The sequence below is a fragment of the Streptomyces phaeoluteigriseus genome, from assembly GCF_001896135.2.
Lineage (GTDB): Bacteria > Actinomycetota > Actinomycetes > Streptomycetales > Streptomycetaceae > Streptomyces > Streptomyces phaeoluteigriseus.
The window spans coordinates 149725-173167 of sequence record NZ_MPOH02000019.1; the positions used below are offsets into that span (position 1 = coordinate 149725).

Genomic DNA, 23443 nt, shown 5'->3' on the forward strand with positions numbered 1-23443 from the left:
ACGGGCCGCCCCTCCGCCACGTCTCCGGCCGGATCGCGCTCCCCAACTCCCTTGCCTCGACCGCCATCCGCCAACTCACCGCGCCCAGGCGGTCAGCAAATCGCCAGGGCCGTAGGCGGCATCGAGCCCCGGACAGTCGACTCCGCTGCGCGAGACCGCCACGACTGGAACAGGTTCGCCGGTGAGGGCGGCCCGGTGTCGATGGAGAGCTGCCAGGTCGTGCCGATCGAAGGGCGACTGCTCCAGCCACTTGATGGAGCCGACGAAGAGCAGTTCCTTGGCAATGGGGGCGCGGTCCGCCCCGACGACATCGATCTCGACGTCGTTGGTACGGGTCCAATAGCCGCCCACTGCGGAGGCCGCGGGCAGCCTGTCATCGGGCAGTATCCGCGCCAGGGCCTCGCGGACAAGGGGTTCGACGGCTCGGCCGCGCCAGCTGGTCCAGTTCTCCCGGATGCGCGCCAAGGTCAGATCGCCCCGCCCCCGCTCGATCTCCTCCATGGACGGGCCGAGCAGGTGCAGCCAGAACCGCAGGTAGGGATCTGCCACCCGGTAGCGGCGATCCTTCGACGGACGCAGCGATACGGGCAGCTCCGCAGCGACGATCCGCTTGTCCGTGAGCAGCTCCAGCGCTCGCTGCAGGGGCGTGGCCCCGATTCCGCCGGCTGCACGGGCGATGTTGGTGAAGGTCCGCTCGCCACTGCCGATAGCCGCCAGCACCGTACGCGCCTGAGCCTGCGGAGGGAATTCGGCAGCCAGCGAGCGCTCGGCCGATACCAGTAGGGCCGAGACCGGGTCGCTCAGCGCCTCGCCGAGGAAGTCCCACAGCCCTGCGCCTGGCGGCCACTCCGCGCAGACCAACGGCAGCCCGCCGGTGACCAGCGCGGCGTCGAAGGCTGCCGCCGGTTCCAACCCGAGCATCTGCCCCACCTCGGCGGGGTTCAGTGGTCCTAGCACCATCTCCCGGCCGCGTTGATGGAAGGGGCGTCCGTAGCTGTTCAGGGCCTCCATCATCGACAGATCGGAGCCGATGAGGACCAGCAGCACTGGCCTGGTCTCCAGCACCCGGTCCCAGGCCCGTTGCAGCATCCCCTCAAAGGCGCCATCGGCATCCATCAGGTATGGCACCTCGTCGATGATCAGCACGCTCGCCCGGTCGGCGGGCAGCGCCGCAGCCAGCACGTCGAACGCGGCGTCCCAGCTCTCCGGCCGTGCGGCGGCCACGAGCCGCGCCATCGGCAGCGTCGATGCCTGGGCGTCCCGGGCAAGCCGTGCAAGATCATCTCCAGGGGACGCACCGGTCGCCGCGTAGAACAGGAATGGGGCCCCGGAGCGCTCCGCAAACCGCTCGACCAGCCGCGACTTGCCCACCCGGCGCCGCCCACGCAACATCACGCACCGACCGGGTCGCTCCCCGCCAACCCCTGCCGCCACCTTCTGCAGCTCTCGCTCCAATGTCGCCAGCTCCTGCCGACGACCTACAAAGTCCACCACGCCCGCCGACCTCCACGCATGATACTAACGACAACGTTACTAACATTGACATTAGTAGATGGCTTCGCCGGTTGTCGCCCACGATCACGAGTCATGGACCTGCGTTTCGAGGGCCGTGCGACATCGGGCCGGTCGCGCAAAGCGGGGGCCAAGGCTTCCCGCTTTTCGTCGTCCAGGTGGATGCCGAGGAGGTGGTCGGCGATCTCACCCTGGAGCGCGGACTCCAGCAGCCGCTTGGTCAGCTGCTGAAGCAGCCCACCCCCGCCAGTCAGCCGGAGGCCGTCGACCTGGGCACGGCCGACCAACTCGTCGATCAGCCGACCGTCACCGCCTTCGCCTGCTGCGCCGCCTCGAGAGTCTCGGTCTCGGGGGACATAACGGGCCCTGGCCGCCGCGCTTCCCGGCCCCCGAGGGCTCGCCGTTCACCGACGCGGCCGCGGACCCGGATGCCGACGCGGGCGCGGGCACGTTCACGCCGGGGGCGGCGGACGGCGCGGGCGAACCGAACCGGCCCGCCGCACCTCGCGCACGGGCGAGGACGACGAGGACGGGAGCTGATCCGGTAGAGGCCGTGATGGGCTACGGCTCGGAGCCGTGAGGAAAGTGTGAGCGCAGGCTGCTCGACCGCCCCGCAACCCCTCCTACGGGGCTGTGGCCCACGGAAATCAACCAGGGGCCCAACCCCGAGAGGCCGGACCCCTTCTGACCTGCATGTTTGCCAGATCATCGAAGTGATGGTGAAGCACCCGCTACACGTTGAAGCGGAACTCCACCACATCCCCGTCCTGCATCACATAGTCCTTGCCCTCCATGCGGGCCTTGCCCTTGGCGCGGGCCTCGGCCACTGAGCCGGTTTCCACCAGGTCGGCGAAGGAGATGACCTCCGCCTTGATGAAGCCCTTCTGGAAGTCGGTGTGGATGACGCCGGCGGCCTCGGGGGCGGTGGCGCCCTTCTTGATCGTCCAGGCGCGGGATTCCTTGGGGCCGGCCGTGAGGTAGGTCTGGAGGCCGAGGGTGGTGAAGCCGACGCGGGCGAGGGTGGCGAGGCCGGGCTCCTCGGCGCCGACCGACTCCAGCAGCTCCATGGCGTCCGCCTCGTCCAGCTCGGCGAGGTCCGACTCCAGCTTGGCGTTGAGGAAGATCGCCTCGGCGGGGGCGACCAGGGCGCGCTGCTCGTCCTTGAAGTCCTCGTCGACCAGCTCGTCCTCGTCGACGTTGAAGACGTAGAGGAAGGGCTTGGTGGTGAGCAGGTGCAGGTCGTGCAGGAGTTCGTTGCGCTCGGTGCCCTGGACGATGCCGTGCGAGAAGAGCGTGTCGCCCTTCTCCAGGATCTCCTTGGCCTCCTCGACGGCCTTCACCTTCGGGACGATGTCCTTCTTGATGCGCGACTCCCGCTGGAGCCGGGGAAGGACCTTCTCGACGGTCTGGAGGTCGGCGAGGATCAGCTCGGTGTTGATCGTCTCGATGTCGTCCTTCGGCGAGACCTTGCCGTCGACGTGCACGACGTTCTCGTCCTTGAAGGCGCGGATGACCTGGCAGATCGCGTCGGACTCGCGGATGTTGGCCAGGAACTTGTTGCCCAGGCCCTCGCCCTCGGACGCACCGCGCACGATGCCCGCGATGTCGACGAAGTCGACGGTCGCGGGGAGGATCCGCTGCGAGCCGAAGATCTCCGCGAGCGTGGCGAGCCGGGCGTCGGGAACGCCCACGACACCGACGTTCGGCTCGATCGTGGCGAACGGGTAGTTGGCCGCCAGCACGTCGTTCTTGGTCAGGGCGTTGAACAGGGTCGACTTGCCGACATTCGGCAGACCGACGATTCCGATCGTGAGCGACACGTTGCGACTTCCCGTAGTGAGAGGGCCAGGGGGCCAGAGGGCTGGCCGATCCACCAGTTTACGGCGTGTCCGCGCCCGCCCCGGCGGACCTGTCGAACGCATGGCCAAGGTCGCCTCTCCGGCGTGTCCCGCGCCCGATTCGGCACATAAACCGACCTAGGTTGGACGGGTGGAGCATCACAGGACGCGACGCGGCACCGTGCCCCTGCCGCCGCAGACCGGCCGCGGCGGGAGCGGTGACACCCGCCGCGGGAACGGTTCGGTGCGCGCCGGCCGGGCGGAGCCGCCACGCGGCTCACGTTCCGGCTCCGGCACGCCGCCCCGGGCCGGCGGTGCGCCCCGGCCCCCGAAGCCGGCCCGCTCCCCCGCCTGCGCCGCGCCGCCCGCCGCGAGCCGGCACATGCCCAGCCCCCGGCTCACCGGTCTCGGCACGGGCCTGTTCAGCGTGCTGGTGATGGTGACGCTCGGCTGGCTCGACCGGCTGCTGCTGGGCGCCTCGCAGACGGCGTACGGCGTGCTGTTCGTGCCGGTGTGCGTGCTGTGCGGGCTGTGGGTGCGCCGGGCCGACCTGGTCGCCGCGCCGGTCGTGATGCCCATCGCCTTCGCCCTGGGCATCCTGCCGCTCGCGAAGGACGGCGGCGGGCCCGGCGCCCGGCTGATGGCACTGGCCACCGCCCTGGCCACCCAGGTGGGCTGGCTGTACGGCGGGACACTGCTGGCCGCCCTGACCGTGCTGGTGCGCCGGGTGGTCCTGGTGGCCCGGCGCCGCCGGGCCACCGCCCGCCGCTAGCGCCGGGCCGGACGGCTGCTAGCGGCTCTCCGCCGCCCGCATGGCCGCGCCCACGATCCCCGCGTTGTTCTGGAGCTGCGCCGGGACGACCTCGGCCTTGATGCCGTCGATGAAGTGCAGGAACTTCTCCGACTTGCGGCTGACACCGCCGCCGATGATGAACAGTTCGGGCGAGAAGAGCATCTCGACGTGGGCGAGGTACTTCTGGACGCGGTGCGCCCAGTGCTCCCACGTCAGGTCGCCGTCCTCCTTGGCCTTGCTGGAGGCGCGGGTCTCCGCGTCATGGCCGTGCAGCTCCAGGTGGCCCAGCTCGGTGTTGGGGACGAGGACGCCGTCCACGAAGACGGCGCTGCCGATGCCGGTGCCGAAGGTCAGGAGGATGACGGTGCCCCGGCGGTCGCGCCCGGCGCCGAAGGCGACCTCGGCGACACCCGCCGCGTCGGCGTCGTTGACCACGGTCACCGGCAGTCCGCCCAGCCGCTCGCTGAACAGGGCACGCGCGTCCGTGTCGATCCAGCCCTTGTCGACGTTGGCCGCCGTACGGATCGTGGAGCCGCCGGTGACGACGCCCGGGAAGGTCAGGCCGACCGGGCCCGTCCAGCCGAAGTTCTCGATCACCTGCCGCACGCCGTCGGCCACGCCGTCGGGCGTCGCCGGGTGCGGGGTGAGCACCTTGAAGCGCTCCTGGGCCAAGTCGCCCCTGTCCAGGTCCACAGGGGCGCCCTTGATCCCGGATCCACCGATGTCCACGCCGAAGATCTGCATGGCTCCACGTTACGACGGCGGACTGACGGTCACTCGGCCGAGGTCTCCACCGGGCCGCTCCCGCCCCGCCCGGCCACCAGCGCGGCGGCCTCCTCGCGCAGGTCACGGCGGAGTTCCTTCGGCAGCGAGAAGATGATGTGCTCCTCGGCCGCCTTCACCAGCTCCACATCGCCGTAGCCGCGCTCGCCGAGCCAGCCGAGGACCTCCTCGACGAGGATCTCGGGGACGGAGGCACCGGAGGTGACGCCGACCGTCGTCACACCCTCCAGCCACGCCTCGTCGATCTCGCTCGCGAAGTCCACCAGGTACGCCTCGCGGGCACCGGCGAGCTTGGCGACCTCGACGAGCCGCTTGGAGTTCGAGGAGTTGCGGGAGCCGACGACGATCACCAGCTCCGCCTCGGCGCCCATCTGCTTCACCGCGAGCTGACGGTTCTGCGTGGCGTAGCAGATGTCGTCGCTGGGCGGCGAGATCAGCTGCGGGAACTTGTCCTTGAGGGCGTCGACGGTCTCCATCGTCTCGTCGACGGAGAGGGTGGTCTGCGACAGCCAGACGACCTTGGACGGGTCGCGGACCTCGACCTTGGCGACGTCCCCGGGCCCGTCGACGAGCTGGATGTGGTCGGGGGCCTCGCCGGAGGTGCCGATGACCTCCTCGTGGCCCTCGTGGCCGATCAGGAGGATGTCGTAGTCGTCCTCGGCGAACCGGACGGCTTCCTTGTGGACCTTGGTGACGAGGGGGCAGGTCGCGTCGATGGTGGCGAGCCTGCCGCGCTCGGCCTCCTGGTGGACGACCGGGGCGACGCCGTGCGCCGAGAACATGACGATGTTGCCCGGCGGGACCTCTTCCGTCCGTTCGACGAAGATGGCGCCCTTCTTCTCCAGCGTCTGCACGACGTACTTGTTGTGGACGATCTCGTGGCGGACGTAGACGGGAGCGCCGTACTGCTCCAGGGCTTTCTCGACGGCGATCACGGCGCGGTCCACACCCGCGCAGTAGCCCCGGGGGGCGGCGAGCAGGACACGGCGGCCAGACGAAGCAGTCATGCGTCCCATCGTAAGGCCGGGCGCGGGGGCGCAGAGATCGCGTACGCTCCCGGGCCCCGGGTTGTCAGCGGGGGCCACTACTCTCGCGGCATGGCTGTCAACACGTCCGCTGAGGCTCCGCTGCCCGTCGGTGAGGTCTCGCGGCTCATCGGGGGGTGGATCGAGCGACTCGGCGCGGTGTGGGTCGAGGGGCAGATCACCCAGTTGTCGCGGCGGCCGGGTGCGGGTGTCGTGTTCCTGACACTGCGCGACCCGTCGCACGACATCTCCGTCGGCGTGACCTGCTTCCGCCAGGTCTTCGACACGGTCGCGGACGTCGTCGGGGAGGGCGCGCGCGTCGTCGTGCACGCCAAGCCGGAGTGGTACGCCCCGCGCGGGCAGCTGTCGCTGCGGGCCGTCGAGATACGGCCGGTGGGTGTCGGGGAGCTGCTGGCGCGGCTGGAGCAGCTGAAGAAGTCCCTCGCCGCGGAGGGCATGTTCGCCGCCGAGCGCAAGAAGGCGCTGCCCTTCCTGCCGCAGCTCATCGGGCTGGTGTGCGGGCGGGCCTCCGCCGCGGAGCGGGACGTGCTGGAGAACGCCCGGCACCGCTGGCCCGCGGTCCGCTTCGAGGTGCGAAATGTCGCCGTACAGGGCGTGCACGCCGTACCGCAGGTCGTCCAGGCGGTGAAGGAGCTGGACGCCCAGGCGGACGTGGACGTGATCATCGTCGCGCGCGGGGGCGGCAGCGTGGAGGATCTGCTGCCGTTCTCCGACGAGCAGGTGGTGCGGGCGGTCGCGGCCTGCCGTACGCCGGTCGTGTCGGCGATCGGGCACGAGCCCGACAACCCGCTACTGGATCACGTGGCCGACCTGCGGGCCTCCACGCCCACCGACGCGGCGAAGAAGGTCGTGCCGGACGTCGGCGAGGAGCTGGAGCGGGTGCGGATGCTGCGCGGCCGGGCCCGGCGGTGCGTGGAGGCGTTCGTGGAGCGCGAGGAGCGCGGGCTCGGCCACGCGCTCGGCCGGCCGGTGATAAGGGATCCGCACCGGATGATCGACGAGCGGGCTGACCAGGTCTCCTCGCTGGCCGACCGCTCCCGGCGCACGCTCGGGCATCTCCTCGACCGGGCCGACTCCGAGCTGTCGCACACCCACGCGCGCGTGGTCGGGCTGTCCCCGGCGGCGACACTCAAGCGTGGCTACGCGGTGCTCCAGAAGGCCGACGGCGACGTGGTCCGCGACCCGGCCGAGGTCGCGGCCGACGAAGTGCTGCGGGCACGGGTCGCCGCGGGTCAGTTCACAGTTCGAGTCGACGATCAGGGATTGGGTGCATGACGAGCAAGACGGACGAGGCGCTCGGGTACGAGCAGGCGCGCGACGAGCTGATCGAGGTCGTACGCCGCCTGGAGGCCGGGGGTACGACGCTGGAGGAGTCCCTCGCCCTGTGGGAGCGCGGGGAGGAGCTGGCCAAGGTGTGCCGACGCTGGCTGGAGGGCGCGCGGGCCCGGCTGGACGCGGCCCTCGCCGAGGAGGAGGGGGCGACGGAGCAGGAGTAGGAGGAGGAGTGGAGGAACGAGGGGGCTTCCACTGGGGCGTGTGAGGCCGGTCACCGGCACCTCGGGTTTTGTTGAACGTTGAAGTTCTGTCCCGTAGTGTCGAACACGTCAACCGGCCCGGCGTTCGGGTTCCGGACGCCCACCCGAGGAAGATCGCTCATGTCTCTCGTGCTTGACCCCGCCGCCCAGGACCTGCTGTTCCGCGAAGCCCGCACCGCGAACACCTTCACCGACGAGCCGGTGACCGAGGAGCAGGTCCAGGCGATCTACGACCTGGTCAAGTTCGGCCCGACCGCCTTCAACCAGACGCCGCTGCGCATCACGCTGGTCCGCTCCGCCGAGGCCCGTGAGCGCCTCGTGCGGCACATGGCCGAGGGCAACCAGGCGAAGACGGCCTCCGCCCCGCTGGTCGCGATCCTCTCCGCGGACAACGAGTTCCACGAGGAGCTGCCGACCCTGTTCCCGGCGTTCCCGCAGGCCAAGGACCTCTTCTTCGCCGAGCGCCCGGCCCGTGAGGGCTCCGCCACGCTGAACGCCGCCCTCCAGGCCGCCTACTTCATCGTCGGCATCCGCGCCGCCGGTCTCGCCGCCGGCCCGATGACCGGCTTCGACGCCGAGGGCATCCGCAAGGAGTTCCTGGACGACGACCACACCCCGCTGATCGTCGTCAACATCGGCAAGCCGGGCGAGGGCGCCTCCTACCCGCGCTCCCCGCGCCTGTCGTACGAGCAGGTCGTCACCACCGTCTGAGACGCGACGCGCGTGACACGGCGAAGGCACCCGGCGGATCAGCCGGGTGCCTTCGCCGTTCTCGGGAGCGCTCGTGGCGCTGGAGATGCAGGAGACGCTCGAAGGCGCCCGAGGCGCTCAGGATGCTCGGGGCACCCGAGGCACCCTGCGGGGAACGCGTCCAGCAACGCGAGGAGTGCGCCGCGCTGCCCGGCCTCCGTGGCACCCGAGGCCCCCGAGGCACCCGAAGGTGCTCATGCCAGCTTCAGCGCGCCCGCCATCTTGGCCAGCTGGGCGAACGAACCCGTACCCGCGACGACCGTCGTGGCGCCGCCGGTGTCCTCCAGGACCAGGGCGTCGTATCGGCCGCCGGTGTACCGGATCCAGGTGCGGCCGCCGATCTCCTCGGTCACCTTGGTCTCCCGGGCGCCCTGGCTCGCGTCGTCGATGAACCGCGCGCGCTTCTCGGTCGACTGCTCCACCGTCACGTACTCCCCGTCGGGGGAGTGGAAGCCGAGGTGCCAGGCGTCGAACTGAGCGCCGTCGAAGCGCACCGAGGTCGCCTTCCAGTCCGAGGACAGGCCTTCGGGGGCGGCCACCGGGTAGGAGGCCGCACGGCGCGCCGTGAGCAGCTCCACCCGGTAGTCGACCCGCTTCACATCGGGAGCGGCGCTGTCGTCGTGCGGGATGAAGAAGTACATCACCAGACCGGCGACCATGATCAGACCCAGGGAGAGCACCATGTCCCGGACCGTCTGCGTCTTGCCTTTCGAACCTGCCACGCCCCCTATCGTCGCAGGTGCCGGGTGCGCTCATCCGTGGGGTCCCCTGCTCATTTTTTCGGACTGACGATAGAGTCGGGTCGAACCCTCATCCGGCCGTCGTCGTATCAGAAAGGTGCGCTCCGATGACCGAGAATCATCATCTGCCGTCCGAACTCGATGTCCCCTCCGAGGCCCCCGACCGCAACCTCGCCCTTGAACTGGTCCGGGTGACCGAAGCGGCGGCCATGGCCGCCGGCCGCTGGGTGGGACGCGGCGACAAGAACGGCGCCGACGGTGCCGCGGTGCGTGCCATGCGGACCCTCGTCTCCACCGTCTCGATGAACGGCGTCGTCGTCATCGGTGAGGGTGAGAAGGACGAAGCCCCGATGCTCTTCAACGGCGAGCGCGTCGGTGACGGGACCGGGCCCGAGGTCGACATCGCCGTCGACCCGATCGACGGCACCACGCTGACGGCAAAGGGCATGCCGAACGCGATCGCCGTCCTCGCGGCCACGGAGCGCGGCGCCATGTTCGACCCGTCCGCCGTGTTCTACATGGACAAACTGGTCACCGGCCCCGACGCCGCCGACTTCGTCGACATCGACGCCCCGGTGTCGGTGAACATCCGCCGGGTCGCCAAGGCCAAGCGGGCCACCCCGGAGGACGTCACCGTCGTCATCCTGGACCGGCCGCGGCACGCGGGGATCATCGACGAGATCCGCCGGACCGGTGCCCGCATCAAGCTCATCTCCGACGGCGACGTCGCCGGGTCCATCCTCGCGCTGCGGGAGGGCACCGGCGTCGACCTTCTCCTCGGCATCGGCGGCACCCCGGAGGGCATCATCTCGGCCTGCGCCGTGAAGTGCCTGGGCGGCACCATCCAGGGCAAGCTGTGGCCCAAGGACGACGAGGAGCGGCAGCGGGCGATCGACGCCGGGCACGACCTCGACCGCGTGCTCACCACCGAGGACCTGGTGACCGGGGAGAACGTGTTCTTCGTCGCCACCGGGATCACGGACGGGGAGCTGCTGCGGGGGGTGCGCTACCGGTCCGAGACCGCCGTCACCGATTCGATCGTGATGCGGTCGAAGTCCGGGACGGTGCGCAGGATCGACTCCGAGCATCGGCTCAGCAAGCTGCGGGCGTACAGCGCGATCGACTTCGACCGGGCGAAGTAGCGGCTTTCCGGTTCGTCGCCGGCAGCCGCCCCCCTGGGCAGCCGCACGTCCGGCAGAGCGAAGGGCGCCCCCGGTGCGGTGGGGGCGCCCTTTCGCCTGGGCGTGGGGTTTAACCTGCCACGCTATGCGGGGTCCTGACCTGCGACCGCTGTGCGGGGTCTAACCTGCGGCCGCTATGCGGTCCGTCGGCCTGCTCGCCTTCTTCAGTTCCACGTCTCGGCGGCGACGGCGGGCCAGGACGACCCGGCGTTCCGCGGCGGTGAGGCCGCCCCAGACGCCGTAGGGCTCCGGCTGGAGCAGGGCGTGCTCTCGGCACTCCACCATGACCGGGCAGCCGCCGCAGACCCGCTTGGCCGCCTCCTCGCGGGAGAGCCGGGCCGCGGTGGGCTCCTTGGAGGGGGCGAAGAACAGGCCTGCCTCGTCGCGTCGCACACCGCTTCGGTGTGCCAGGGCGCGTCTTGGTCCCTGTCTCGCGCTGGCACCCGCTGGGCCGGTACGGCAGCGACCTGGGACGAATGCGGCGATTGCAGCACGGTCTACTCCTGACGACGGCTTCGCGAGCGAGAGACGATGCAGCAAGGCCTACCCGCTGTGCGCACGCCTATGCACTGAGTCCCCAACCGCCGGATTCACGACCGTCAACGGTCCAGGTGTCTGCGCAAACTCCGGTCGACCTTGCGGTGGACCCGGTCGAGGATGTCCGCGACGAGCTTGCCGCGCTTGGGGCGGGCCTCGATGTTGCCGAGGACGGACCAGCCGTCGACGTAGATGACGGGGGCGTCGGGGTCGGACGAATCGAGGGTGTCCACCTCGAAGTTGCCGAGGACGCCGCCACCGGTGCCGCGCAGCGACACGTTCTCCGGGACGCGGATCTCGACGTTGCCGAAGACCGAGAACGCCTTGATGACGACCTGCTGGTACTCGAACAGCGCCTCGCTCAGGTCGATCTCCACACTGCCGAAGATCGCGTAGGCGTGGATACGGCGGCCCGCGCGCCAGCGGCCCCTGCGGACGGAGGCGCTGAAGACCGCGATCAGGTTGTCGTCCGGGTCGGCCGGGATGGCGCCGGCCGTCGGGCGGTTCGGGGCCGGCATGCGCGGTGAGGCATGCCGCTGGTGCGCGGCGGGCAGGTCCCGGACGAACACGTCCAGCTCGCCGACCGTCCTCGCGGCCAGCACGCCCTCGACGCGCTCGGCGTGCTCCTCGGCGGTCAGCCGCCCCTCGGCGAGAGCCTCGCGAAGGATGTCGGCGATGCGGTCACGGTCGGCGTCCGAGGCGCGCAACTCGCTCACCGCGGCAGGCGGTTCGGTCTGCTTCTGAAGGTCCACGGCAGCAGCGTACCGAAACACGATAGATCGCGATAGCCCTCCTCCGGGGCTGATCGGTACCGGACCGAGGTCGAACTGAGCCTTACCTCACAAGCTCGCTGTCAGTTGCACGTTCTACGCTGGTGGACGCTTGCCAATGGAGGCCGGCCGCGCTGTCTGTCGAGTGAGGAATGGGCGAGATGCCTGAGTTCGCGTACACCGATCTGCTCCCCATGGGAGAGGACACCACCCCCTACCGGCTGGTGACCTCCGAGGGTGTCTCCACCTTCGAGGCCGACGGGCGGACCTTCCTCAAGGTGGAGCCGGAGGCGCTGCGCAAGCTCGCCGAGGAGGCGATCCACGACATCCAGCACTACCTGCGCCCGGCCCACCTCGCGCAGCTGCGCCGGATCATCGACGACCCCGAGGCGTCGGGCAACGACAAGTTCGTCGCCCTGGACCTGCTGAAGAACGCGAACATCGCGGCCGCCGGCGTGCTCCCCATGTGCCAGGACACCGGCACCGCCATCGTCATGGGCAAGCGCGGGCAGAACGTGCTGACCGACGGCGGCGACGAGGCGGCCCTCTCGCGCGGGATCTACGACGCGTACCTGAACCTGAACCTGCGCTACTCGCAGATGGCTCCCCTCACCATGTGGGAGGAGAAGAACACCGGCTCCAACCTCCCCGCCCAGATCGAGCTGTACGCCACCGACGGCGGCGCCTACAAGTTCCTCTTCATGGCGAAGGGCGGCGGCTCCGCCAACAAGTCGTTCCTCTACCAGGAGACGAAGGCCGTCCTGAACGAGGCCTCCATGATGAAGTTCCTGGAGGAGAAGATCCGTTCGCTCGGTACGGCCGCCTGCCCGCCGTACCACCTCGCGATCGTCGTCGGCGGCACCTCCGCCGAGTACGCGCTCAAGACCGCCAAGTACGCCTCCGCGCACTACCTGGACGAGATCCCCGCCGAGGGCTCGCCGCTCGGGCACGGGTTCCGGGACAAGGAGCTGGAGGAGAAGGTCTTCGAGCTGACGCAGAAGATCGGGATCGGCGCGCAGTTCGGCGGCAAGTACTTCTGCCACGACGTGCGGGTCGTGCGGCTCCCGCGGCACGGGGCCTCGTGCCCCGTCGCCATCGCGGTGTCGTGCTCCGCCGACCGGCAGGCCGTCGCCAAGATCACCGCCGAGGGAGTCTTCCTCGAGCAGCTGGAGACCGACCCGGCGCGTTTCCTGCCGGACACGACGGACGAGCACCTCGAGTCCGACGGGGACGTCGTGCGCATCGATCTCAACCAGCCGATGGACGACATCCTCGCCGAGCTGACCAAGTACCCCGTGAAGACCCGGCTGTCCCTCTCCGGGCCGCTCGTCGTGGCGCGTGACATCGCGCACGCCAAGATCAAGGAGCGGTTGGACGCGGGGGAGGACATGCCGCAGTACCTCAAGGACCACCCGGTGTACTACGCCGGGCCGGCGAAGACGCCCGAGGGCTACGCGTCCGGGTCGTTCGGGCCGACCACCGCGGGGCGGATGGACTCCTACGTCGAGCAGTTCCAGGCGGCGGGCGGCTCCAAGGTGATGCTGGCGAAGGGCAACCGGTCGGCGCAGGTCACCAAGGCGTGCGACGCGCACGGCGGCTTCTACCTGGGCTCGATCGGCGGCCCGGCGGCCCGGCTCGCGCAGGACTGCATCAAGAAGGTCGAGGTCGTCGAGTACGAGGAGCTGGGCATGGAGGCCGTCTGGAAGATCGAGGTCGAGGACTTCCCTGCCTTCATCGTCGTGGACGACAAGGGCAACGACTTCTTCCAGGATCCGGCGCCGGCGCCGACGTTCACGTCGATTCCGGTGCGGGGGCCGGGGCTGGCGTAGGGGGCCCTCGCCCCGCCGCCCCTTCCCGTTCCGGACCTGTCGCCCCCGGACCCCGCTTCGGCCCGAACGGCCTCGTTCCCGAACGCCGGACGAACGCCGGACGGGCCGGACGCAGCCACCGAGTCGGGGGGGCGGCGGGCAGGCACGGGCCGGCCCCGAACAGCCCACCACCCGGAACAACCGGGGCCGGCCGCACGCTGTACCCCGTATGACCGAATACCGCATCGAACATGACTCCATGGGCGAAGTCCGCGTACCGGCGGATGCCAAGTGGCGGGCGCAGACGCAGCGGGCCGTGGAGAACTTCCCCGTGTCCGGGCAGCGCATCGAGCGCGCGCACATCGAGGCTCTCGCCCGGATCAAGGGTGCCGCCGCGAAGGTGAACGCCGAGCTGGGCGTGCTCGACGAGGAGATCGCCGGGGCGATCCAGGAGGCGGCCGCCGAGGTGGCCGGGGGGAAGTGGGACGAGCAGTTCCCGGTGGACGTGTTCCAGACGGGCTCGGGAACCTCGTCCAACATGAACACCAACGAGGTCGTGGCCACGCTGGCGACCGAGCGGCTCGGCCGGGACGTCCATCCGAACGACCATGTGAACGCCTCGCAGTCGTCCAACGACGTCTTCCCGTCGTCGATCCACATCGCCGCCACCGCCGCCGTCACCCGCGATCTGATCCCCGCTCTGGAGCACCTGGCCGCCTCGCTGGAGCGCAAGGCGGAGGAGTTCGCCGATGTGGTGAAGTCGGGGCGCACCCACCTCATGGACGCCACGCCCGTGACCCTGGGACAGGAGTTCGGCGGGTACGCCGCGCAGGTGCGGTACGGCGTCGAGCGGCTGACGGCGTCCCTCCCCCGGCTCGCCGAACTGCCGTTGGGCGGCACCGCCGTGGGCACGGGCATCAACACCCCGCCCGGCTTCTCCGCGGCCGTCATCCAGGAGGTCGCCCGGGTCACCGGGCTGCCGCTGACGGAGGCGCGCGACCACTTCGAGGCGCAGGGTGCGCGCGACGGCATCGTGGAGACCAGCGGGCAGCTCCGGACGATCGCCGTAGGACTGACGAAGATCGCCAATGATCTGCGGTGGATGGCTTCCGGGCCCAGGACGGGACTCGCGGAGATCTCGCTGCCCGATCTCCAGCCGGGTTCCTCGATCATGCCGGGCAAGGTCAACCCGGTGATCCCGGAGGCCGTGCTGATGGTCGCCGCGCAGGTCGTCGGGAACGACGCCACCGTGGCGACGGCGGGCGCCGCCGGCAATTTCGAGCTGAACGTGATGCTGCCGGTCATCGCCAAGAACGTGCTGGAGTCCATCCGGCTGCTCGCCAACGTGTCGCGGCTGCTGGCCGACCGGACCGTGGACGGGATCGTCGCCGACCGTGAACGGGCCCGCGAGTACGCCGAGTCGTCGCCCTCCGTCGTCACCCCGCTGAACAAGTACATCGGGTACGAGGAGGCCGCCAAGGTCGCCAAGAAGGCGCTGGCGGAGCGCAGGACGATCCGCGAGACGGTGCTCGACGGCGGGTACGTGGAGCGCGGTGACCTGACACTGCGACAACTCGACGAGGCGCTCGATGTCCTGCGGATGACACGCCCGTAACCTTTCACGCCCCGGCGTGAGAACCGTGACGCGCGCCGCAGCGTCGTATGCCCATGGCACCTAATATCTCCGCATGGCAGACGGTGGAGCGGTGAGACGCGGGGGAACGGACGGGGCGGCGGGCTTCTGGCGGCCCGGGGACCAGATCCTGTGGCGGTACCGGGAGAACGGCGGCGCGGGCATTCACATCGCCCGCCCCGTCACCGTCGTCCGGGACGACGAGGAACTGCTCGCCGTGTGGCTGGCCCCCGGCACCCAGTGCGTCAGGCCCGTGCTCGCCGACGGCACTCCCCCGCACCAGGAACCGCTGCGCACGCGCTACACCAAGCCGCGGACGGTGGTGCCGGGCCGCTGGTTCGGCACCGGGGTGCTGAAGCTGGCCCGGCCGGGTCAGCCCTGGTCGGTGTGGCTGTTCTGGGAGCCGGGCTGGCGGTTCAAGAACTGGTACGTCAACCTCGAGGAGCCGCTCGTCCGTTGGGACGGCGGCGTCGACTCCGAGGACCACTTCCTCGACCTGTGTGTGTATCCCGACCGGTCCTGGGGCTGGCGCGACGAGGACGAGTTCGCGCAGGCTCAGCAGGACGGACTGATGGACGTGTCGGTGGCCGAGCGGGTCCGGGAGGCGGCCGGTCGGCGGTGGAGGTGATCCGTGTTTGGGGAGCCCCGTTCGCCGACGGCTGGGAGAACTGGCGCCCGGATCCGTCCTGGGCCGTACCGTTGCTGCCGGAGGACTGGGACCGAACGCCCGCGCACCTGTCCACATGAGACCCTTGCTGCGCCCCCGGGCGGCAAACGTAGGATCAACCTCCGCAAGGGCGCTTCAACCGCAACTCCCGGAGCGGGCGCCGGGTCTGACCTAACGTCACCGAGGGGCGGCAGGACGTGAGCGAGGGGTACGAGGGCAGTACCGGCAAGGGACGCGGCAGGTCCACCGGTTGCACAGGAACAGCCTCTGACCACGCGGGAATCCCGTTCCAGGGACATGTATTCCGGGTATCGGGTTATCTGCGGGACCGACTGCACGCGCGGCGCGCAGCCCCGGACGGACGGATTCGACACGCGTGACGGAGCAGCCCACCTCCTACGAACGCCCTCAGGGCGTGGACCCCACGGATGCCCGCGGGGCGCTCCTGCGTACCCAGGGGCCCACGCCGGGCGCCACCGCCTTACCGCCCGCCGCCGCCCAGGCCCGTACCGACGGCACCCCGGACACCACCACGCCGGGCGGCCCGGCGCCCCGCCCCCAGGGGAAGGATCCGGCCGTTTCCGACGCCGAGCACTCACAACCCGCGGCGGCCGCCGAGCCGGACACCCACCGGCCGCGCCCCGCGCCCGAGGCCGTACCGCTCCAGCCGGGCGCCGAGACGCGCGCGGAGCGGCCCCCGGACGGCCGGGACCGGCGTACCGGGCAGGCGCCCACGGCCGGCCGGCAGCCCACGCCGATGCGGCGGGACGGCGACCGGCTGCGCTTCGTGGGCGCGGCGACCCGGCGGATCGCCCGTGGCCTGGACCTCGACGAGATCGTGATGGGGCTGTGCCGGGCCACCGTGCCGACCTTCTCCGACGCGATCCTGGTCTATCTGCGCGACCCGCTGCCCGTGGGTGACGAGCGGCCGGCCGCCGACCGGGTCGTGCTGCGGCTGCGGCGCACCGACCGGATCCCCGAGGAGCGCGAGCCCGAGCCCGGGTTCGCGCAGCTCGGCATGCCGCCTCCGGAGACGCCTGAGCTGTCCGAGCTGTCCGCGGCGATCGCGGAACTGTGCGAGGTGCGGCCGGGCGGGGCGCTCGCGGAGGTGCTGCGCGGGGTGCGTCCGGTGTTCGCGGACACCCCGGCGGCGACCGCCGCGCTGCCCGAACTCCTCGGCGCGGAGAGCCGGCTGGACATTCCGGGCGGCCAGCGGGCGATCCTCGCGCCGCTGCGCGGCCGGCGCCGGGTGATCGGCGCCGCGGTGTTCATCCGCCGCCCCGAACGCATCCCGTTCGAGCCGGACGACCTGCTGGTGGCCGCCCAGCTCGCCACGCACAGCGCCCTGGGCATCGACAAGGCGGTGCTGTACGACCGTGAGGCGTACATCGCCGACGAACTCCAGCGCACGATGCTGCCGGAGACCCTGCCGCGCCCCACGGGCGTGCGGCTGGCCTCCCGCTACCTGCCGGCCGCGGAGACCGCGCGGGTCGGCGGCGACTGGTACGACGCGATCCCGCTGCCCGGCAGCCGCGTCGCGCTGGTGGTCGGCGACGTCATGGGCCACTCCATGACCAGCGCGGCCATCATGGGCCAGCTCCGCACGACGGCCCAGACGCTGGCCGGCCTCGACCTGCCCCCGCAGGAGGTCCTGCACCACCTCGACGAGCAGGCCCAGCGCCTCGGTACCGACCGCATGGCGACCTGCCTCTACGCCGTCTACGACCCGGTGTCGCACCGCATCACCATCGCCAACGCGGGCCATCCGCCGCCCATCCTGCTGCACCTGGGCGGGCGGGCCGAGGTGCTGCGGGTGCCGCCGGGCGCCCCGATCGGGGTCGGCGGCGTCGACTTCGAGGCCGTGGAGCTGGACGCGCCCGCGGGGGCCACCCTGCTGCTGTACACGGACGGTCTGGTGGAGTCCCGGCTGCGGGACGTGGCGACCGGCATAGAGCAGTTGCGCGAGAAGCTCGCCGCGACCGCGCAGCTGACCGGGCCGGATCACCCGCCACCGCTGGAGGCGCTCTGCGACGAGGTGCTCGACATGCTCGGTCCGGGCGACCGGGACGACGACATCGCGCTGCTCGCCGCCCGCTTCGACGGGATCGCGCCCAGTGATGTCGCGTACTGGTTCCTGGAGCCGGAGGACGCGGCTCCCGGGCGGGCCCGGCGGCTGGCCCGGCGGGCGCTGGTCCGCTGGGGCATGGAGGACATGACGGACTCCGTCGAGCTGCTGGTGAGCGAGGTGGTCACCAACGCGGTCCGGTACGCCACGCGGCCCGTGTCGCTGCGGCTGCTGCGCACCGATGTGCTGCGCTGCGAGGTCGGCGACGACGTACCGCAGCTGCCCCGGCTGCGGCAGGCCCGCGCCACGGACGAGGGTGGCCGCGGCCTGTACCTGGTGAACCGGCTGGCCCGGCGGTGGGGGGCGACCCGGCTGAGCACCGGCAAGGTGGTCTGGTTCGAGCTGAACCGGGGCTCGTAGGACGCGTCGTCCTGTGCCCTCGCCCCTACGGGCCGAACTGCGGATCCAGCGGATTCTCGGGTTCCTCCGTCGACGGCTCCCCCGTGGTCGGCTCCTCCGACGGCTCCTGTGTCGTCGGCTCCTCCGACGGCTCCTCGGTGGTCGGCGTCTGCGACGGCGTCTGCGTCTTCGGCGGCTTGGTCGACGGGGTCGCCGTGCTCGGCTCCTCCGACGGCTCCTCCGAGGGCGTCGGCGAGGGGCTCGCCGTGATGGTCGGCTGGACCGCCGCCCCCTGGTCGGTCCTCAGGTCGAACCTGCTGACCTTGTTGGAGACGCCGAAGGTGTACGCCGCCCAGATCTGCGCCGGGTAGCCACCGCCGTTGATACGGCCCTTGCCGGGGAGCAGGCCGGTCGCGCCGGTCATGGTGACCTGGGGGTGCGGCGGCTTGGCGGACTCGCCGAACAGGCCGACCGCGGTGACCAGGTCGGGCGTGTAGGCGGTGAACCAGGCCGACTTGTTGTCGTCGGAGGTGCCCGTCTTGCCCGCGACCTTCTGGCCGTTGCGCAGCGGGTTGTCCCGCACGGACTTCTGGGCCGTGCCGTCGTCGACCACGCCGGTGAGCACCGAGGTGACCGTGTCGGCGGCCTCGCGGCTGATGACCTGCTCACCGATCGAGTCGGCCGGCTGCACCGCGTGGGCGCTGTTCTCCGCCGACTTGATGAGCGTCGGGGTGACCTGCTTGCCGTGGTTGTCGAGGGTCGCGTAGACGCCGGCCATCTGGAGCGGGCTCGCGCCCATGGTGCCGAGGGTCTGCGCCGGTACGGCCTTCAGCTCAGCGGTGTCCATGCCGAGGTCGCCGGCGGTCTTGAGGACCTTGTCCATGCCGACGTCGACGCCCATCTGCGCGAAGACGGAGTTGATGGACTTGTTCATCGCCGTCTGGACGGTGACGTCGCCGTAGTCGACGTCGTCCTCGTTCTCCGGGGCGAAGCCGATGTCGCTGCCGACGACCGGGCGCTTGCTCGTGCCGTCGTAGACCGTGTTGGCGTCGATCTCCTCGTCGTCCTGCGTCACCGCGCCCTGGTCCAGGGCCGCCGCCAGGATCACCGGCTTGAAGGTGGAGGCGGGCTGGTAGTCGGTGCGGGTGGCGTTGTTGGTGTAGTGCTTGACGTAGTCCACGCCGCCGTACATCGCCACGACCCCGCCCGTCTTCGGGTTCACGGAGACGGCGCCCGCCTGGACGTCGCCGTCGACCGGGCGCTTCTTCGCGTCGAGCTTGCTGGTCAGCTGTTCCTTGACGGACGTCTCCAGCGCCTTCTGCTTCTTCTTCTCGACGTTGAGGGTGATGTTCCAGCCGCCGGCCTTGACCATCGTCAGGGCGTCGTTGATGTTCTCCGCGACGCCCTGGGTGACCAGTTGCCTGGCCAACTCGTTGTTGGCCGCGTCCACCAGGTAGCCGGTCTGGCCCTCCATGCCGGGGGCGGGCTTGGGCTCCTCGGGGACCGGGAACTTCATGGCGTCGCGCTCGGCCTTGTCGAGCCAGTCCTCCTCGACCATGTTGTCGAGGACGTAGTTCCAGCGCTGCTGGACCAGCTTCTTGCCGGTTTCGGAGGCCGCGGCCCAGTCGTACTGGCTGGGGGCCTGGAGCAGCGCGGCGAGGTAGGCGCCCTGCTGGACGTCGAGCTTGTCGGCGTCGACGCGGTAGTAGGCCTGGGCGGCCGCCTGGATGCCGTAGGCGCCGCGGCCGTAGTAACTGGTGTTGATGTAGCCGGCCAGGATGTAGTCCTTGGACTTCTCCCGGTCCAGCTTCAGGGAGATGACCAGTTCCTTGAGCTTGCGGGTGACCGTCTGTTCCTGGGTCAGGTAGTAGTTCTTGACGTACTGCTGCGTGATCGTCGAACCACCCTGGGCGCCCTTGCCCATGACCGTGTTGAGCACCCCGCGCGTGGTGCCCTTCAGGTCGACGCCGGCGTCCTGGTAGAAGGTCTTGTTCTCGGCGGCGACGAAGGTGTGCTGCACGGGCTTGGAGATGTCCGCCAGGTCGACGTTCTCCCGGTTGAGCTTGCCGTCCCGGGCGAGCATCGTGCCGTCGCTGTACTTGTAGACGTTGCTCTGGAGCTGGGCGTCGGCGTTCGCCGTGTCGGGGATCGGCGTCGTCATGTACAGGACGATGAAGGCGCCGATGACGAGCACGGTGAGGCCGAGGAAGGTGCTGAGCATCTTCTTCCAGGTGAACAGGCGACGTATCCGGCCCTTCTCGCCCTTGGCTCCCCTGTCGCCCCTCGGCGTGCCGCGGCGGGCCGCCGCGCGCCCGCCGGCCGCAGCGTGCGTCGCGCCCTCGGCCGACGACAGCGGCTCGGTGCGCGGGTCGGGAGCCGCCGTCTGCGACGAGCGGTTCCTGGGCGCCGCGCGACGGCCACCACGCTGTCGCGCTCGTCTCTCTTCCGCTCGTCCCATGAGTCCGCTCGCTCCGCTTCCTACTCGGCAGTCACACCAGTGCCCGGAGGCAGGTCAGCTCAGAAAGCTAACACCGCTCTCTGTGACAAAGGGGCCTCGATCCGGTCCCGCGCGGGCGTGAGAATCAGCACCCCTCGCGCCGGAACCGGTGCACCGTCCCAAGGAAACCGACGTACGGGAGCGGTCAAGGGTTGCCATCCCGCGATAAAGTGATATCACTTAGATAGATCGAAGCTCACTCGCGAGCGAACGCCGTCCGGCCGGCTCACTCCGGCTCACCGGTCGACCCGGCCCGTCGGCTCACCCGCTCGCACGAAACGGGGGACCCATGTCCACGCACGACCCGTCGGCCACCGTCGACGCACCCGAGATGCCCGCCCCGCGGGTACGCGAGTTCCCGGCCCGCAGTGTGGGCGGCGGCCTCGCGCTGCTGTGCGGCCTGGTCGGGCTGCTGGCCGGAGCCGGCATGATCGCCGCCGCCACGACCGTGACCTCCTCCGGCACCGACATCGCGCTGATCACCGGCGGCATCCTCGTCGCGCTCGCCGCGTTCCTCGCGATGTGCGGGCTGAACACGGTGGCGCCGGGCGAGGCCCGCGTCGTGCAGCTGTTCGGGCGCTACCGGGGGACCATCCGCGAGGACGGACTGCGCTGGGTGAACCCCTTCACCTCCCGCGAGAAGATCTCCACCCGCGTCCGCAACCACGAGACCGCCGTCCTCAAGGTCAACGACGCCTACGGCAACCCCATCGAGCTGGCCGCGGTCGTCGTATGGAAGGTGCAGGACACCGCACAGGCATCCTTCGAGGTGGACGACTTCCTGGAGTTCGTCGCCACCCAGACCGAGGCGCCGTACGGCACATCGCCATCGAGTACCCCTACGACGCCCACGAGGTGGACGGGCTCTCACTGCGCGGCAACGCCGAGGAGATCACCGAGAAGCTCGCCGCCGAGCTGCACGCGCGCGTGGCTGCCGCCGGTGTGCGGATCATCGAGTCCCGCTTCACCCACCTCGCCTACGCTCCGGAGATCGCCTCCGCGATGCTCCAGCGGCAGCAGGCGGGCGCGGTGGTCGCGGCGCGGCGCGAGATCGTGGACGGCGCGGTCGGCATGGTCGAGGCGGCGCTCGGCCGGATCGCCGAGCAGGGCATCGTGGAACTGGACGAGGAGCGGAAGGCGGCGATGGTGTCCAACCTGATGGTCGTGCTGTGCGGGGACCGGTCACCGCAGCCGGTGCTCAACACGGGGACGCTCTACCAGTGACCCCACCCGAAGAGGGGGAGGCCCCTCGGCGTCGGCCGCAGCAGCGCAAGCAGGTGCTGCTGCGGCTCGATCCGCTGGTGTACGACGCGTTGGCCCGGTGGGCCTCCGACGAGCTGCGGTCGGCGAACGCCCAGATCGAGTTCCTGCTGCGGAAGGCACTTCAGGACGCCGGGCGACTGCCCGGCGGGGCCCAGCCCCTGCCCCGGCGGGGGCGACCGCCCGGTCCTCCCGGCCCGTCCGGCCCCTCCGGCCCGGCTGAGGGGCCGACCCCCGGATCCCCGTAGCGAAGCTGTGACAATCGGCCCTCACCTGCGGCGCTCCACGCCCCGCCGCCATCTGTGCACGCGGCGTATACACACCGCGTATACACCCTGTGTACAGTCCTCCTCATGTCCATCGGTCACACACTCCTGGGACTCCTTGAGTCCGGGCCCCGCCACGGCTACGACCTCAAGCGGGCCTTCGACGAGAAGTTCGGTCACGACCGGCCGCTCCACTACGGCCAGGTCTATTCGACGATGTCCCGCCTGCTGAAGCACGGCCTGGTCGAGGTCGACGGCATCGAGGCAGGCGGCGGCCCGGAGCGCAAGCGGTACGCCATCACCGACGCCGGGGTCACCGACGTCGCCCAGTGGCTCGCCACGCCCGAGAAGCCCGAGCCGTACCTCCAGTCGACGCTCTACACGAAGGTCGTCCTCGCGCTGCTCACCCAGCGCGACGCGGCCGACATCCTGGACACGCAGCGCTCCGAGCACCTGCGCAGCATGCGTATCCTGACCGACCGCAAGCGCAGGGGAGACCTCGCCGACCAGTTGATCTGCGACCACGCCCTGTTCCACCTGGAGGCCGATCTGCGCTGGCTGGAGCTGACCGCGGCGCGCCTCGACAAGCTGCGAGAGGCGGTGACCTCGTGAGCGCCCCCGCCGGTTCGCTGCTCGCCGCCGTGGACCTGCGCAAGGCCTACGGTTCGACCCTCGCGCTGGACGGCGCCGAGTTCTCCATCCACCCCGGCGAGGTCGTCGCCGTCATGGGCCCCTCCGGGTCCGGCAAGTCGACGCTGCTGCACTGTCTCGCGGGGATCGTGCCGCCCGACTCGGGCTCGATCACGTACGACGGGCGGGAGCTGGCGACGATGAGCGACGCCCGGCGCAGTGCGCTGCGGCGCTCGGAGTTCGGGTTCGTGTTCCAGTTCGGGCAGCTCGTGCCGGAGCTGACCTGCGTGGAGAACGTGGCGCTGCCGCTGCGGCTGAACGGCGCCCCGCGCAAGCAGGCCGAGCGGACCGCCCTGGCGTGGCTGGAGCGGCTGGAGGTCGACGACCTGCGCGGGAAGCGGCCCGGTGAGGTGTCCGGCGGACAGGGTCAGCGGGTGGCCGTGGCGCGGTCGCTCGTGACCGGCCCGCGGGTGATCTTCGCCGACGAGCCGACCGGCGCGCTGGACTCGCTCAACGGCGAACGCGTGATGGAACTGCTCACGGAGGCCGCCCGGTCCGCCAACGCGGCCGTGGTACTGGTCACGCACGAGGCGCGGGTGGCGGCCTACTCCGACCGCGAGATCGTCGTACGGGACGGGAAGTCGCGGGACATGGAGCGGGTCGTATGAACCTGCGCCAGTGGGGCCGGGATCTGGCCCTGGGGTTCCGGTTCGCCTTCGCGGGCGGGCGGGAG

General features: G+C 70.7%; 18 protein-coding genes and 4 pseudogenes. 13 read left to right on the forward strand and 9 right to left on the reverse strand.

All coding sequences use genetic code 11. The features are described 5' to 3' along the window. Nucleotides 1-75 precede the first annotated feature (75 nt). The 3 genes and pseudogenes from BM536_RS30245 to ychF all read right to left on the reverse strand — a co-directional run bounded on the left by BM536_RS30245 (nt 76) and on the right by ychF (nt 3332). Nucleotides 76-1494 carry an ATP-binding protein gene (locus tag BM536_RS30245; protein ID WP_073492005.1) on the reverse strand — a complete coding sequence of 473 codons (1419 nt, stop codon included), beginning with the start codon at nt 1492-1494 and terminating at the stop codon, nt 76-78. A 188-nt stretch (nt 1495-1682) separates the two neighbouring features. Then, nucleotides 1683-1811 (reverse strand): annotated as a pseudogene (locus tag BM536_RS43355) (IS256 family transposase); the annotation flags it as partial. A gap of 432 nt (nt 1812-2243) precedes the next feature. After that, entirely contained in the window at nt 2244-3332 is a 1089-nt protein-coding gene (gene ychF, locus BM536_RS30255) for a redox-regulated ATPase YchF (RefSeq protein ID WP_073492006.1), read from the reverse strand. A 400-nt stretch (nt 3333-3732) separates the two neighbouring features. Here ychF and BM536_RS44445 point away from each other — a divergent pair, with 400 nt between their 5' ends. Beyond that, the gene (locus tag BM536_RS44445) at nt 3733-4122 is read left to right on the forward strand and encodes a DUF6542 domain-containing protein (RefSeq protein WP_073492007.1); all 390 of its coding nucleotides are present in this window, start codon (nt 3733-3735) and stop codon (nt 4120-4122) included. Between the two features lie 18 nt (nt 4123-4140). Here BM536_RS44445 and ppgK read toward each other — a convergent pair whose 3' ends face one another. Then, nucleotides 4141-4887 carry a polyphosphate--glucose phosphotransferase gene (ppgK, locus tag BM536_RS30265; protein WP_073492008.1) on the reverse strand — a complete coding sequence of 249 codons (747 nt, stop codon included), beginning with the start codon at nt 4885-4887 and terminating at the stop codon, nt 4141-4143. Nucleotides 4888-4916: 29 nt separating this feature from the next. Next, nucleotides 4917-5942, reverse strand: coding sequence for a 4-hydroxy-3-methylbut-2-enyl diphosphate reductase (locus tag BM536_RS30270; protein WP_094103745.1), 1026 nt, complete (start codon nt 5940-5942; stop codon nt 4917-4919). Nucleotides 5943-6023: 81 nt separating this feature from the next. Between BM536_RS30270 and xseA the strand changes: the two genes are divergently transcribed. From xseA to BM536_RS30285, 3 genes are all read left to right on the forward strand, one after another. Next, complete coding sequence (gene xseA, locus BM536_RS30275) at nt 6024-7247, forward strand: exodeoxyribonuclease VII large subunit (RefSeq protein WP_073492010.1); 1224 nt, start codon at nt 6024-6026, stop codon at nt 7245-7247. Continuing rightward, a complete protein-coding gene (locus BM536_RS30280; RefSeq protein ID WP_073492011.1) occupies nt 7244-7468 on the forward strand; it encodes an exodeoxyribonuclease VII small subunit in 225 nt (74 codons plus the stop codon). Before xseA ends, BM536_RS30280 begins: the two co-directional genes overlap by 4 nt. Nucleotides 7469-7627: 159 nt before the next feature. Then, nucleotides 7628-8218 carry a malonic semialdehyde reductase gene (locus BM536_RS30285; RefSeq protein ID WP_073492012.1) on the forward strand — a complete coding sequence of 197 codons (591 nt, stop codon included), beginning with the start codon at nt 7628-7630 and terminating at the stop codon, nt 8216-8218. A gap of 233 nt (nt 8219-8451) precedes the next feature. On the opposite strand, the gene BM536_RS30290 is transcribed toward BM536_RS30285, so the two are convergent. Then, nucleotides 8452-8979 carry a DUF4245 domain-containing protein gene (locus BM536_RS30290; protein WP_073492013.1) on the reverse strand — a complete coding sequence of 176 codons (528 nt, stop codon included), beginning with the start codon at nt 8977-8979 and terminating at the stop codon, nt 8452-8454. 125 nt (nt 8980-9104) lie between these two features. Between BM536_RS30290 and glpX the strand changes: the two genes are divergently transcribed. Next, nucleotides 9105-10139: a class II fructose-bisphosphatase gene (gene glpX, locus BM536_RS30295; RefSeq protein WP_073492014.1), complete on the forward strand. Its 1035-nt coding sequence runs from the start codon at nt 9105-9107 to the stop codon at nt 10137-10139. A gap of 159 nt (nt 10140-10298) precedes the next feature. Here glpX and BM536_RS30300 read toward each other — a convergent pair. Together BM536_RS30300 and BM536_RS30305 are read right to left on the reverse strand one after the other, a co-directional pair. Then, nucleotides 10299-10672, reverse strand: a pseudogene (locus BM536_RS30300) (WhiB family transcriptional regulator). 105 nt (nt 10673-10777) lie between these two features. Continuing rightward, nucleotides 10778-11467, reverse strand: a complete 690-nt coding sequence (locus tag BM536_RS30305) for a DUF1707 SHOCT-like domain-containing protein (protein WP_073492015.1) — start codon at nt 11465-11467, stop codon at nt 10778-10780. Nucleotides 11468-11646: 179 nt separating this feature from the next. On the opposite strand from BM536_RS30305, the gene BM536_RS30310 reads away from it, so the two are divergent. The 4 genes and pseudogenes from BM536_RS30310 to BM536_RS30325 all read left to right on the forward strand — a co-directional run bounded on the left by BM536_RS30310 (nt 11647) and on the right by BM536_RS30325 (nt 18078). After that, nucleotides 11647-13314: a fumarate hydratase gene (locus tag BM536_RS30310; RefSeq protein ID WP_073492021.1), complete on the forward strand. Its 1668-nt coding sequence runs from the start codon at nt 11647-11649 to the stop codon at nt 13312-13314. A 208-nt stretch (nt 13315-13522) separates the two neighbouring features. Then, the gene (locus BM536_RS30315) at nt 13523-14908 is read left to right on the forward strand and encodes a class II fumarate hydratase (protein WP_073492016.1); all 1386 of its coding nucleotides are present in this window, start codon (nt 13523-13525) and stop codon (nt 14906-14908) included. A gap of 73 nt (nt 14909-14981) precedes the next feature. After that, a pseudogene (gene fomD, locus BM536_RS30320) lies at nt 14982-15673 on the forward strand (cytidylyl-2-hydroxypropylphosphonate hydrolase). A gap of 296 nt (nt 15674-15969) precedes the next feature. Further along, a complete protein-coding gene (locus tag BM536_RS30325) occupies nt 15970-18078 on the forward strand; it encodes an ATP-binding SpoIIE family protein phosphatase (protein ID WP_094103747.1) in 2109 nt (702 codons plus the stop codon). Between the two features lie 25 nt (nt 18079-18103). Here BM536_RS30325 and BM536_RS30330 read toward each other — a convergent pair whose 3' ends face one another. Then, entirely contained in the window at nt 18104-20515 is a 2412-nt protein-coding gene (locus tag BM536_RS30330; RefSeq protein WP_079274928.1) for a transglycosylase domain-containing protein, read from the reverse strand. Nucleotides 20516-20843: 328 nt separating this feature from the next. Here BM536_RS30330 and BM536_RS30335 point away from each other — a divergent pair. From BM536_RS30335 to BM536_RS30350, 4 genes and pseudogenes are all read left to right on the forward strand, one after another. Then, nucleotides 20844-21778, forward strand: a pseudogene (locus tag BM536_RS30335) (SPFH domain-containing protein). After that, nucleotides 21775-22062, forward strand: coding sequence for a type II toxin-antitoxin system antitoxin (locus tag BM536_RS30340; protein WP_170109971.1), 288 nt, complete (start codon nt 21775-21777; stop codon nt 22060-22062). The pseudogene BM536_RS30335 and the gene BM536_RS30340 overlap by 4 nt, the downstream one beginning before the upstream one ends. Nucleotides 22063-22167: 105 nt before the next feature. Continuing rightward, nucleotides 22168-22692 carry a PadR family transcriptional regulator gene (locus tag BM536_RS30345; RefSeq protein WP_073492019.1) on the forward strand — a complete coding sequence of 175 codons (525 nt, stop codon included), beginning with the start codon at nt 22168-22170 and terminating at the stop codon, nt 22690-22692. After that, complete coding sequence (locus BM536_RS30350; RefSeq protein ID WP_073492020.1) at nt 22689-23378, forward strand: ABC transporter ATP-binding protein; 690 nt, start codon at nt 22689-22691, stop codon at nt 23376-23378. The genes BM536_RS30345 and BM536_RS30350 overlap by 4 nt, the downstream gene beginning before the upstream one ends. Nucleotides 23379-23443 lie beyond the last annotated feature (65 nt).